This window comes from Pseudomonas sp. GM79 (assembly GCF_000282495.1).
GTDB lineage: Bacteria > Pseudomonadota > Gammaproteobacteria > Pseudomonadales > Pseudomonadaceae > Aquipseudomonas.
In genome coordinates this window covers 174784-187899 of record NZ_AKJE01000076.1, presented here as the reverse complement: position 1 = coordinate 187899, position 13116 = coordinate 174784, and the positions used below count along the sequence as shown (strand labels likewise).

9 protein-coding genes are annotated in these 13116 nt (G+C 59.2%); 5 read left to right on the top strand and 4 right to left on the bottom strand.

Going from position 1 to position 13116, the window contains the following annotated elements:
- Positions 1-175 precede the first annotated feature (175 nt).
- Positions 176-1939 (top strand): cation:proton antiporter, encoded by a 1764-nt coding sequence (locus PMI36_RS09580; RefSeq protein ID WP_008073572.1) that lies wholly within the window; start codon positions 176-178, stop codon positions 1937-1939.
- 22 nt (positions 1940-1961) lie between these two features.
- On the opposite strand, the gene PMI36_RS09585 is transcribed toward PMI36_RS09580, so the two are convergent.
- The 3 genes from PMI36_RS09585 to uvrD form a co-directional block, all read right to left on the bottom strand.
- Positions 1962-2369: an SMI1/KNR4 family protein gene (locus tag PMI36_RS09585; RefSeq protein ID WP_008073570.1), complete on the bottom strand. Its 408-nt coding sequence runs from the start codon at positions 2367-2369 to the stop codon at positions 1962-1964.
- Positions 2370-2505: 136 nt separating this feature from the next.
- Positions 2506-3381, bottom strand: a complete 876-nt coding sequence (locus PMI36_RS09590; protein WP_008073568.1) for a Tim44 domain-containing protein — start codon at positions 3379-3381, stop codon at positions 2506-2508.
- A gap of 307 nt (positions 3382-3688) precedes the next feature.
- Positions 3689-5872 carry a DNA helicase II gene (uvrD, locus tag PMI36_RS09595; RefSeq protein WP_008073566.1) on the bottom strand — a complete coding sequence of 728 codons (2184 nt, stop codon included), beginning with the start codon at positions 5870-5872 and terminating at the stop codon, positions 3689-3691.
- Between the two features lie 258 nt (positions 5873-6130).
- On the opposite strand from uvrD, the gene PMI36_RS09600 reads away from it, so the two are divergent.
- The 3 genes from PMI36_RS09600 to PMI36_RS09610 all read left to right on the top strand — a co-directional run bounded on the left by PMI36_RS09600 (position 6131) and on the right by PMI36_RS09610 (position 10605).
- The gene (locus tag PMI36_RS09600) at positions 6131-9004 is read left to right on the top strand and encodes an EAL domain-containing protein (protein WP_008073565.1); all 2874 of its coding nucleotides are present in this window, start codon (positions 6131-6133) and stop codon (positions 9002-9004) included.
- A 270-nt stretch (positions 9005-9274) separates the two neighbouring features.
- Positions 9275-10141 carry a transcriptional regulator HexR gene (gene hexR / locus PMI36_RS09605; RefSeq protein WP_007896526.1) on the top strand — a complete coding sequence of 289 codons (867 nt, stop codon included), beginning with the start codon at positions 9275-9277 and terminating at the stop codon, positions 10139-10141.
- Between the two features lie 251 nt (positions 10142-10392).
- Complete coding sequence (locus tag PMI36_RS09610; protein ID WP_008073563.1) at positions 10393-10605, top strand: PA3496 family putative envelope integrity protein; 213 nt, start codon at positions 10393-10395, stop codon at positions 10603-10605.
- Here the strand turns inward: PMI36_RS09610 and PMI36_RS09615 are convergent.
- A complete protein-coding gene (locus PMI36_RS09615) occupies positions 10547-11509 on the bottom strand; it encodes a LysR family transcriptional regulator (protein ID WP_008073561.1) in 963 nt (320 codons plus the stop codon). The genes PMI36_RS09610 and PMI36_RS09615 overlap by 59 nt on opposite strands.
- 190 nt (positions 11510-11699) lie before the next feature.
- Here PMI36_RS09615 and PMI36_RS09620 point away from each other — a divergent pair, with 190 nt between their 5' ends.
- On the top strand, positions 11700-13115 hold the full coding sequence (locus tag PMI36_RS09620; RefSeq protein WP_007896523.1) for an acetyl-CoA carboxylase biotin carboxylase subunit: 1416 nt from the start codon (positions 11700-11702) through the stop codon (positions 13113-13115).
- The last annotated feature ends 1 nt before the right edge of the window (position 13116 follow it).

Genomic DNA, 13116 nt, shown 5'->3' with positions numbered 1-13116 from the left:
CAGGATTCGGGGTTACACCTCTGCGGGTGCTTGGTTTTTCAAACCAACAGTTATCGGGACGCCGGGCGGATGGTCGCCGTCACTCCCGGATCGATCTGTTTCCATATATTGCACCGCCTTTCTGCCAGAAGTCGCGGTGTTACCCTTCGAAAGGCCACTCCAAGGAGCCTACGCCATGCATGCCATCAGTTTCATTCAGGATCTGGCAGTGATCATGTTGATCGCGGGTGTGGTGACCGTGCTCTTTCATCGTCTCAAACAACCGGTGGTGCTCGGCTATATCGTCGCCGGCTTCATAATCGGCCCGCACACGCCTCCGTTCAGCCTGATCCACGATGAAGCAACCATCAAGACCCTCGCCGAACTCGGGGTGATTTTCCTGATGTTCTGCCTGGGGCTGGAGTTCAGCCTGCGCAAGCTGTTCAAGGTCGGTGCCACGGCGTTCATCGCAGCGTTCCTGGAAATCGTCCTGATGATCTGGATCGGCTATGAAATCGGCCGCTGGTTCGACTGGAATACCATGGACTCGCTGTTCCTCGGCGCGATCCTGGCGATTTCCTCGACCACCATCATCGTCAAGGCGCTCAACGACCTGAAGATGAAGAACGAGCGTTTTGCACAGCTGATCTTCGGCGTGCTGATCGTCGAAGACATCCTCGGCATTGGCATCATCGCGTTGCTGTCGAGCATCGCGGTCAGCGGAACCGTCAGTTCCGGAGAAGTGTTTTCCACGGTCGGCAAGCTTTCACTGTTCATGATTGTCGCACTGGTTATTGGCATTCTGCTGGTGCCGCGGCTGCTGGCCTATGTGGCCAAGTTCGACAGCAACGAGATGCTGCTGATCACCGTACTGGGCCTGTGTTTCGGCTTCTGCCTGTTGGTGGTCAAACTTGAATACAGCATGGTCCTGGGCGCGTTCCTGATTGGTGCGATCATGGCTGAATCGCGACAACTGTTGAAGATCGAGCAGTTGATCGAGCCGGTTCGCGACTTGTTCAGTGCGATTTTCTTCGTCGCCATCGGCCTGATGCTCGACCCGATGATCCTGCTGCAATACGCCTGGCCGATCGCGGTGATCACGGTGGCAGTGGTGCTGGGCAAGATGTTGTCCTGCGGCCTCGGTGCCTTTATCGCCGGCAATGACGGACGCACCTCACTGCGCGTGGGGATGGGGCTTTCACAGATTGGCGAATTCTCTTTCATCATCGCGGCGTTGGGCATGACGCTGCAGGTCACCAGCAACTTTCTCTACCCGGTGGCGGTGGCCGTCTCGGTGATCACCACGCTGTTGACGCCGTATCTGATCCGCGCGGCCGATCCGCTGTCGATCAAGCTTGCGGCAGTGATGCCGCAGCGTCTGAGCCGTGTGCTGGGGATGTATGGCGAATGGCTGCGCAGCATTCAGCCTCAGGGCGAGGGCGCACTGTTGGCGTCGATGATCCGGCGGATTCTGTTGCAGGTAGGTGTGAATCTGGCGTTGGTGATTGCGATCTTTCTCTCGGGCGCGTTCTTCGCCGAGCGCATGTCCGTTTACCTGCAAGCCTGGGTCAGCGACCCGAGCTGGCAGAAAGCGTTGATCTGGGGCGGGGCGTTGCTGTTGTCACTGCCGTTCCTGATCGCCGCCTATCGTAAGCTCAAGGCGCTGTCGATGCTGCTGGCAGAGATGGGTGTGAAACCGGAAATGGCCGGCCGCCACACACAGCGAGTGCGTCGGGTGATCGCCGAAGTGATCCCGATACTCTCGCTGTTAGTGATTTTCCTGCTGCTGACAGCCTTGTCGGCCAGTATTCTGCCGACCAACAAGTTGCTGGTGCTGATCGTCATAGTCGCGGCCGCGGTGGCGGCGCTGCTCTGGCGCTGGTTCATCCGCGTGCATACGCGGATGCAGGTGGCTTTGCTGGAAACGCTGGACAATCACAAGGAATCGTCCGGGCATTGAACACGCGATGCATCAGGGTAAATCAGCTTTCCAGCCAGACGTCCCGCGCCCAGTGCCATACCGATTCCCAGGTTTCTTCGGCGAGCAACTCTTCCTCAGCCAGCCACAACACCACGGTGCCGTCTTCTTCGACCAGGTAATAATTGTCACCGTCCTGGCAGATCGGAATCATGCTGCGATCGACGCCAGCATCCCAGGCGTTGGCGGCAACGTCCGGCAGGTAGGTGTGGGACTGCGGATCGGTGACGGTCACCGGCTCCAGGCTGCCGTAGACCACGTCGCTGACGGTCAGCAAAAATTCTCTGAAGACGAATGGGATGTCGATGAACAGTTGCTCTTCGATTTCCACAATCTGATCTTCGTCAGGCAATTCCAAGGGGACCGGTACCGGTTCGTTGGCTTCACGCAGTTGTTCGATGATTTCTTCCACGTCCGGGATCCTCTTGCTTGATGGCGCGGTTTAGTTGGGGCGGTTTATACAGTAGCTCGCTATAGATGCAACCGCGAAATAGAAAACCCCGGCCGAGGCCGGGGTTTTATTACAACAGGTGAAACGCGGGAAGTGATCAGCCGTTCTGGCGGATACCGGCCACCAGCCAAGGCTGGTTTTCGCCCTGTGCACGTTCCATGTTCCAGCTTTCGCTGAACACTTCGCCCTGATCAAAGCGCGAGGACTTCGACACACCGCTGAAGGTCAGGGTGGCGATAGTCTTGTCCGCACGGTCATCAACGCCGTCCAGTTGTACCTGGAGGTTGTCGATGTAGGTCGACTGGAAGCCGTCGCCCAGATCGGCACGTTCGCGCTTGAGGAACTCCAGCAGTTGCGGAGTCACGAACTCGGCAATCTTGTCCATTTCGTTGGCGTCCCAATGTTGCTGCAGGGACTGGAAGTGGTTGCGGGCCGCTTCAATGAAGTTGTGTTCATTGAACCAGGCCGGCGCGTTGATCACCGGACGAGCGGCAACCGGTGCTGCCGAGCCGCCGAAGATCGAACCCATGGCTGTTGGTTTCTGTTCGAACACTTCACGCTGCATCGGCGCGCCGGCTGGAGCCATATGCTCCTGCTGCTTGCGACGACGGGCGGCGATGAAACGGAAGGCCAGGAAGGCGATGACCGCCATGATCAGGATGTCGAAGATCTGCATGCCCTGAAAGCCGTCGCCCATGAACATGGAGGCCAGCAGGCCACCGGCGGCGATACCGGCCAGAGGGCCGAGCCAGCGCGAAGCACCGCTGGCCTTGGTGGCGGCGCCAGCAGCACCGGCCGCGCCCGCAGTGGCAGCAGCGCCGCCTGCAGCAGAAGAAGGAGCCATTTGGCTGGTCTGGTGAGTCGGCGCAGCGCCGGAGCTCTTGCCGCCACCAAAGCGCTTGGCGGCATTGGCGTCGAGGCTCATCGTCAGGCCAATGCACAACGCCATGGCGATGCTAAGAAAACGTTTCATAAAGGGAATTCCCAATTTGTGGAAGGCACGCGCGCCATGTTGCACAGCTGAAGTGTTGCTGGCTAGCGGCAGAGTGTTTCGGGCTTTTGCCTGACAGGTAGTGTTCAGCCTCCGGTCACGCAATAAGACTTGTTAACTTTGGTCTGTAGGACGAGTGGATAGGTTCTGTAGGAGGTTTGGTAATTTCATCAGATCAACCTGTGGGAGCGGGCTTGCTCGCGAAGAACGATGACACGGTGTTTCTGATACACCGTAGCGCTGCCTTCGCGAGCAAGCCCGCTCCCACAGAAAAGCCCTGCGGCGGGCTTTATACCGCTTCCAGCTTGGCGTAACCCAGCATCAACCACTTGCTGCCTTCGCTGAAGTTCACCTGCACCCGCGCCTGAGCGCCGGCGCCTTCGAAATTCAGGATCACACCATCGCCGAACACCGAATGCCGCACGGTCTGACCGAGGCTGAACCCGGTGTCCGGGATCTCGCTGCCGCCGAACAGGCTGCTGGAACTCTGCTGCTGGCCACCGCCGAACGGGCGGCTGACGCTGTTGGACAGCCGCACTTCCTGAATCAGGCCTTTCGGCACTTCACGTACGAAACGCGACACCTTGTTGTAGGTCTCGCTGCCGTACAGGCGTCGGGTTTCAGCATAAGTCAGCACCAGATTCTGCATCGCCCGGGTGATACCGACGTAGGCCAGGCGGCGTTCCTCTTCAAGACGGCCGGGTTCTTCCAGGCTCATCTTGTGCGGAAACAGGCCTTCTTCCATGCCCACCAGGAACACGTAAGGGAATTCCAGGCCCTTGGCGCTGTGCAGGGTCATCAACTGAATGCTGTCTTCGTGTTCGTCGGCCTGGGTGTCTCCGGCCTCCAGCGAGGCGTGACCGAGGAACGCCGCCAATGGCGACTGCTCTTCATCCTCTTCCGGGTTTTCGAAGTTACGCGCGGCGCTGACCAATTCCTCAAGGTTTTCTACCCGGGCCTGGCCTTTCTCGCCTTTCTCCGCCTGGTGGTAGGCAATCAGCCCCGATTGCTCGATCACGGTTTGGGTCATCAAGTGCAGCGGCATTTCCATGCACTTGGCGGCGAGGTTCTCGATCAGCTCCATAAATGCCCCAAGGGCACCGGCAGCGCGACCGGTCAGGCCTTTGTTCGCCACCAGCTGACGCATGGCTTCCCACATTGACACATGGCTGTGGCGCGCATGATCGCGTATGGCTTCGACGGTTTTTTCGCCAATGCCACGGGCCGGAACGTTGATCACGCGCTCAAGGGCCGCATCGTTGCCACGGCCTTCCAGCAAACGCAGGTACGCCATGGCGTTCTTGATTTCAGCCCGTTCGAAGAAGCGCTGACCGCCATAAATGCGGTATGGAATGCGCTCACGCAGCAAGGCTTCTTCCAAAACGCGCGATTGGGCGTTGGAGCGGTACAAAATCGCGATATCGCTGCGAGCCAAGCCAGTTTTCAGCGCGCTTTCGATGGTTTCAACCACGTAGCGTGCTTCATCGTGTTCGTTGAACGCCGCGTACAGATTGATTGCTTCGCCTTCGCCGCCATCGGTCCACAACTCTTTGCCCATGCGCCCGGTATTGTTGGCGATCAGGGCGTTGGCGGCTTTGAGGATCCCGGCTGTGGAGCGGTAGTTTTGCTCCAGACGAATGATCTGGGCATCGGGGAAGTCGTCGGAATACTGATAAATGTTCTCGATTTTCGCGCCGCGCCAGCCATAGATCGACTGATCGTCGTCGCCGACCACCATCAGGCTGTCGCCACCCTTGGCCAGCAGACGCAACCAGGCGTACTGCACGGCGTTGGTGTCCTGGAATTCGTCCACCAGAATGTGCCGGAAGCGCTTCTGATAATGGGCGAGCAGGCCCGGGTGATCGCGCCACAGATCGAGGGCGCGCAACAGCAGTTCAGAGAAATCGATGACGCCGGCGCGCAGGCACGCGGCCTCATAGGCTTCATAAATGCTGCGCATGGTCGCCAGGAACAGATCGCCGCTGGCTTGAATATGTTGTGGGCGCAGACCTTCGTCTTTCTGCCCGTTGATGAACCACTGGGCCTGTCGGGCCGGCCAGCGTTGCTCGTCCAGACCCAGCTCGCGGATCACCCGCTTGACCAGCCGTTGCTGGTCGTCGCTGTCGAGAATCTGGAAAGTCTGGCTCAGGCCGGCTTCCTGCCAGTGCGCCCGCAGCAAGCGGTGCGCCAGGCCGTGGAAGGTGCCGACCCACATGCCGGCCGGGTTGATACCCATCAGCTGCTCGATGCGATGACGCATCTCGGCAGCGGCCTTGTTGGTGAAGGTCACCGACAGAATGGAGTGGGGCGAGGCGTTTTCGACCTGGATCAACCAGGCAATACGGTGCACCAGCACTCGGGTTTTACCGGAGCCAGCACCGGCCAGGACCAACTGACGACCCACAGAGGCAGCTACAGCCTGACGTTGGGCATCGTTGAGGGAGTTCAGCAGAAGGGAGAGATCATCGCGCATCGGGGCATTCTAGGGTGCGCCGTCACACCGGGCAAACCGAGCTTTGCATTAGCCGATGAAAGAAGCACCGATGACGACCGGTCGGTCACCGGCTGCAAGCGTTGGCGGGGCTCGTCTGGCTGCTTTTGGAGTCTATGCAGGTAGCCGATATTTTTGTCTGTTTTATGACCTGAGGCAGTTTGGTCCGGGCATTTGCTTGTGTATGCTCCGTGCACAATTCGGGCTCGCATGCTCACTATAAGAACAAGAACATTGCCTATGACCCTCAGCTCCGACCTGTCGGGCCCCTCTGTGGAGCCCCGGGTTATCCGCAAACAGTACGCCATGGAAATGGCGGTAGAACGCACGCGTCTGCTGTACCAGGGCTCACTGTTGCCTACGCTGTTCATGCTGATCAACGGTCTGGTGTGCGCCGGCCTGCTCTGGAGCCCGCAGCGTTACTTCGTGGTGAGCGTCTGGCTGATCTGGTTATTGTCGCTGGTGGCGTTGCGGGTGATTCAAGTCGCGGCTTTCGATTCGGCGATTCCCAACCGTCAGGCCCATCCGGTCTGGCGTCGCATGTTCATGCTCGGCTCTGCGATGACTGGCCTGACCCTGGCCGGTGCCGGCATCGCGTTGGTGCCCGCGGACAATTTCATGCAGCAAGCCTGGGTGTTCGGCCTGATCGGCGCCGCGGCGCTCTCGGCCAGCGTCGCCTATGCCGTCAGCCTGCCGGCTTTTCTGTCCTTTACCTTGCCCTGTCTGTTGCCGGCCATCGGCTATCTGTTCTGGGGCGGGGATGAACAGGAACAGGGCTGGGGCTGGTTTGGGCTGATATTGCTGGGTTCGTTGAGCGTGGTCGCCTGGCAGGTCAATCGGCTGATCAACCAGGGGTTGTTGCGGCGCTTTCAAAATCAGGCCCTGATCGAGCACTTGCAGCAGGCGCAACGTCGCAGCGATCAGCTCAACCACGAACTGGCCAAGGAAATCGACCAGCGCCGCCGCGCCGAAGACGAATTACGTGAAACCCAGGTCGATCTCGAAAATCGGGTCGTCCAACGCAGTCTGGAGCTGGACGCGGCCAACCAGGCCCTGAGCAAGAGCGAAGCGCGGCTGGCGCTGGCGTTGAAGGCGAGCGAACTCGGTTTGTGGGACTGGAACCTGCAGACAGACGAAGTCCATCACACTCAGCTCCAGGAGTTGTTCGGGCTAGAGCCGGAATACGTGACGGCGATGCTCCGCCACCTCAAGCCGAGGCTGCACCCCGACGACTTGCCAGCGCTGAAGAGGGCGCTGGTCGAGCATTTGAAGGGCCGTACCGAGGATTATCAGATCGAATATCGAGTACGGCATAGCGATGGCCATTGGGTCTGGATCGAGGACCGTGGTCGAGCGGTTGAGCGTAGCGAAAACGGCCGGGTGATCCGTATGGTCGGCACTCGACGCGATATCAGTGCCAGCAAGCACCTGGAAGAGCAGCGTCAACTGGCGGCGACGGTGTTCGAGGCCGCCAGCGAGGGCATCGTCATTCTTGACCCTAATTACGCGCTGATTGCTGCCAATCAGGCCTTCAGTCGGGTGACTGGCTATGACATCGACGACATGCTCGGGCGCAATGTGGTCGAGTTACCCTGCAGTCGCGACGCGCGCCGGCATTACGCAGCGATTCGTCAGGCGCTGGAGCTGCACGGTAGCTGGCAAGGCGAGTTGGTCGAAACGCGCAAGAATGGCGAGTTGTATCCGCAATGGTTGCAATTGAATGCGGTGCGTGATTCACGGGGAAAAGTGAGTCATATTGTCGGCTTCTTCGCTGATCTGTCTGCTCGGCGTGAGTCCGAAGAGCGCATGCGTTACCTCGCCCATTACGACGAGCTCACGGGATTGGCCAACCGATCGTTGTTCCGCGAACGGCTGCATGAGGCTCATCAGCGGGTGCGTCAGGGCGGTCGGCGTAGCCTGGCACTGCTGCACATCAATCTGGATCGATTCAAGCTGCTCAACGACAGCCTCGGCCACGAAATCGCCGATCAGTTATTGCAGAAAATGTCCCGGCGTCTGGTCAATGCGCTGCCGGAAGCGGACACCATCGCCCGGTTGTCCGGTGATGAATTTGCAGTGCTGTTCGATACCTACGGCAACCTGTCGAGCCTGGCGCGCGTGGCGACCCGATTGTCGACCAAGCTGCGTTTGCCGATCACCGTCGAGGGTCATGAATTGGTGATGAGCGCGTCCATGGGCATCAGCCTGTTACCGGACACCGCGCGGGAGATTTCTGCGCTGGTCAGCCAGTCGAACATGGCCATGCAGCATGCCAAACACTTGGGCGGCAACAACTTCCAGTTTTATACCGACAGCCTGCAAGCCAGCACGCTCGAGCGTTTGCAGCTCGAGAACCAGTTGCGCAAAGCCATCGAAGAAAAGCAGTTGAAAGTGTTTTATCAACCGAAACTCTGCCTCGCCACCGGCCGGCTGAATGCCGCCGAGGCATTGGTACGCTGGCATCACCCGACTCTGGGCCAAGTGCCGCCGGGGAGTTTCATCGGCCTGGCCGAGGAAACGGGGCTGATCGGCGCTATTGGCGAGTTCGTTTTACGCCAGGCCTGTTGGCAAGCCTGCGAGTGGCAGCGTCAGGGACTGGAGCCGATTCGGGTGTCGGTCAATCTGTCGGTGCATCAGTTGCGACAGGGGAAACTGGTGAGCCTGGTGCGCCAGGTGCTGGAGGAAACCGGCCTGGCGCCGCACTACCTGGAACTGGAGCTCACCGAAAGCCAGTTGCTGGACAGCGTCGAGCACATCATTGCGACCTTCCAGCAGTTGCGCGACCTTGGGGTGAAACTGGCCATCGACGATTTTGGCACTGGCTATTCGTCGCTGAGCTATCTCAAGCGCATCCCTGTGGACTACGTGAAAATCGATCAGGCGTTTATCCGCGGTTTGGGGGAGAGCAGTGAGGATGCGGCGATCACCCGGGCGATCATTGCCATGGCCCATGGCCTGTCGTTGAAGGTGGTGGCTGAAGGGGTGGAGCGGCCGGAGCAGCTGGAGTTTCTGAAAGTCGAGCGCTGCGATGAAGTGCAGGGGTATTTGATCAGTCGTCCGGTCGAGGCCGCCAACCTGGCCGAGCTTTTACGTCGCGACGCCAACCCTTTGTAGAACTGGCGAAGGCTGCGTTCGGCTGCGAAGCCGTCGTGAAGATGGATATGGTTTAACCGGAAAAATCCGGCAAGCAGGTTTTACGACTGCTTCGCAGCCGAACGCAGGCTTCGCCAGCTGCTACAAGGACCGAGAGGGCTACATGGAGCGCATGGCGCATGAAATGGGGGCATTGAGTTACGCATTGAGCAGGCAAAGAGCCGATTCATGTAGTATAACTACAAGCGTGCTACATCCCCGGCACCTGCCAATAACAAAGAGTCCAGCCCCTTGAATCTGCTGCAACACATCGCCCAGTCCCGCCACCTGTTACGCAAGTCGGAGCTCAAAGTCGCCGACCACGTGCTGCTTGACCCTGCGGCGGTGATGCACAGCTCCATGGCCGACCTGGCCCACAGCGTGGGCATCAGCGAGCCGACCATCGTGCGGTTTTGCCGCGCCATTGGTTGCTCCGGGTTCCAGGATTTGAAATTGAAACTGGCGCAGAGCCTGGCGGCTGGCGCGAGCTTCGGGCAGTTCGCGATCCATGAAGACGATTCAGTCGCCGATTACAGCCTGAAAATCTTCGACACCACCCTGCATACGCTGATGGAGGTTCGCGAGAAACTCGATCCGGTGGAGTTGCAGAGGGCTGTGTCGCTCATGTCTCAGGCCCAGCGTGTCGAGTTCTATGGCTTCGGTGCGTCGGGCGCAGTGGCGGCGGATGCCCAGCACAAGTTCTTCCGTTTACTGCTGACTGCAGCGGCGTATTCCGACCCGCACATGCAGGCGATGTCGGCGGTCACTTTGAAGCCGAGCGACGTGGCGATTTGTATTTCCCAATCCGGGCGTTCCAAGGACCTGTTGATCACGGCCAATCTGGTGCGCGAGAGCGGCGCTTCGCTGATCACGTTGTGCCCGAGCCAGACACCGTTGGCCGAGTTGTCGACCGTCAATCTGGCGATCGATGTGCATGAAGACACCGAAATCTATACGCCACTGACGTCGCGCATTGCGCACCTGGTAGTGATCGATGTGCTGGCGATGGGCGTGGCCATGGCCCGCGGTCCGAGCCTGGTCAATCACCTGAAAAGCGTCAAACGCAGCCTTCGCAGCTTGCGGCTGTCGCCCAAATCGGTGAAAGCGCTGGACGATTGATTCTGATCTGAGATTGCTGGAAGGTCGTTCTGACCTTCATTCGCGGGCAAGCCCGCTCCCACAAGGATCGGCGGTGTTGCGCAAAAGGCGTGAACACCACCGAACCCTGTGGGAGCGGGCTTGCCCGCGAAGGCGTCATCAAATTCACCACATCAATCGATTATTTTCATCTCCCTGTCACCCTCCCGCCGCCAAACCGTCATCCCTGGCACCTATCTTGTAACTCCCGTACTCGCCTTGGGAGACTCGAAATGGCTCAGCCCTACGAAGAACGCAACAGCGCCGTCAAAACCCGTCGCCAGCAAGAAGATCAGCGCCGCATGGAATTTCGCCGCGCCATCGAAGATCGCTGCGAACGCCGCCAGCTACTGGCCGAAATTGGCGATTTTCCTGACGATCTGGAACTCAATTACTGGCAGGCGGCTCCCGCAGCTTCCCGTCGAAACGCTCAACCAGCGCGCTGATCTGCGCCCGTTCGCTGCGGATAAACGCAAGGAATGCATGGGCCACCGGTGACAGCCGTTTGGCCTTGGCCTGCACCAGGCACCAACTGCGGTACAGCGGCAGCTCTTCGACTGGCAACTCGATCAATCCGCCGGTTGCCAATTCAAGGTTCAGGGCGTGGCGCGTCAACAGCGCCACGCCCAGACCCGCCAATACGCATTCACGCTGCGCTTCGGCCGAGGCCACCTCCTGGGTTTGGGTGAAGTGCACACGTTTCTCTTTGAAATACTCTTCGCAAGCCAGTCGCGTGCCGGAACCGTGTTCGCGCAACAGCAACGTGTAGGGCTCAAGATCCTGCAAGCGCAGCGGGCCCATGTGACACAGTGGATGATCCGGCGGCGCCACGGCGACAATCGGGTTGTTGAGGAACGGTAGAAACTCCAGCCCCATGTCCTGTGGGACCATCGACATGATCACCAGATCATCACGGTTATCCGACAGGCGCCGGATGACCTGGCCACGGTTGACCACCGTCAGGTGCAGGTTCACTTCGGGATGCTGGCGTTTGAAGGCGGCAAACAGGTGCGGTACGAAATACTTGGCGCTGGATTCCACCGCCAGTTTCAGCTGACCCTGCAGTGAGCCTTGCATGTCCGACAGCTGCATATCGAGGTTTTCCAGGCGCCCGAAAATGTCCCGGCTGGCGCGCTGCAGTGCTTCGGCCGCCTCGGTCATGTAGAGTTTTTTGCCGACATAATCGAATAACGGTTGGCCGATCAGCTCTTCGAGTTGACGAATCTGTAGGCTCACGGCAGGTTGTGTGAGAGACATTTCGTCGGCTGCACGGCTGTAGGACCTTAAGTCGCACACCTCATTGAAGATCTGCAATTGACGCAACGTCATACGCATCAATGACTTACGCATTTTCTAGAGACCCTGAGCGGAGGCTGATGCTTCAACTATAAGTCTTTGCTTATGTGTAACCCAATTATTATTCATTTTTGTTAATCCCTTGCGAAGGCTAGTGTGGAGCTGCGACTGAATTGAAACATTTGGTCACGCGTCGACCTGGTGTGACAGGTCGTGGGTACCACCGGCTCAAGGGAACCTCCAAGTGATAAAAAAGATCCTGATTGCCAACCGTGGTGAGATTGCCGTACGAATCGTGCGCGCCTGCGCCGAAATGGGCATTCGCTCGGTCGCGATCTATTCCGACGCCGACCGCCATGCCTTGCATGTGAAGCGTGCGGACGAGGCCCACAGCATCGGTGCCGAGCCACTGGCCGGCTACCTCAACCCGCGCAAGCTGGTGAATCTGGCGGTGGAAACCGGTTGCGACGCGTTGCACCCCGGCTACGGCTTCCTTTCGGAAAATGCCGAGCTGGCAGACATCTGCGCCGAACGCGGTATCAAATTCATTGGTCCATCGGCTGAAGTGATTCGCCGCATGGGCGACAAGACCGAAGCGCGCCGCAGCATGATCAAGGCTGGCGTACCGGTCACCCCGGGCACCGAAGGCAACGTGTCGGGCATCGAAGAAGCCCTGACCGAAGGCGACCGCATCGGTTACCCGGTAATGCTCAAGGCCACCTCCGGTGGTGGCGGCCGCGGCATTCGTCGCTGCAACAGTCGCGAAGAACTCGAACAAGCCTTTCCGCGGGTCATTTCCGAAGCCACCAAGGCTTTCGGTTCGGCGGAAGTGTTCCTGGAAAAATGCATCGTCAATCCGAAACACATCGAAGCGCAGATCCTCGGCGACAGCTTCGGCAACGTGGTGCACCTGTTCGAGCGTGATTGCTCGATCCAGCGTCGCAACCAGAAGCTGATCGAGATCGCTCCGAGCCCGCAACTCACCCCGGAACAGCGCGCCTACATCGGCGATCTGTCGGTGCGTGCGGCCAAGGCTGTGGGTTACGAGAACGCCGGCACCGTGGAGTTCCTGCTCGCCGAGGGCGAGGTGTACTTCATGGAGATGAACACCCGGGTGCAGGTGGAACACACCATCACCGAAGAAATTACTGGCATCGACATTGTGCGCGAGCAGATCCGCATCGCGTCCGGCCTGCCGCTTTCGGTGAAACAGGAAGACATCCAGCACCGCGGTTTCGCGTTGCAGTTCCGGATCAACGCCGAAGACCCGAAAAACAACTTCCTGCCGAGCTTCGGCAAGATCACCCGTTACTACGCGCCCGGCGGCCCTGGAGTGCGCACTGATACGGCGATCTACACCGGTTACACCATTCCGCCGTTCTACGATTCCATGTGTCTGAAACTGGTGGTCTGGGCGCTGACCTGGGAAGAGGCGATGGACCGTGGCTTGCGAGCTCTGGACGACATGCGTCTGCAAGGGGTCAAGACCACCGCCGCGTATTACCAGGAAATCCTGCGTAACCCGGAATTCCGTAGCGGCCAGTTCAACACCAGCTTCGTTGAAAGCCACCCTGAACTGACCAACTACTCGATCAAGCGCAAACCCGAAGAGCTGGCCCTGGCCATCGCCGCCGCCATCGCCGCCCACGCAGGCCTGTGAG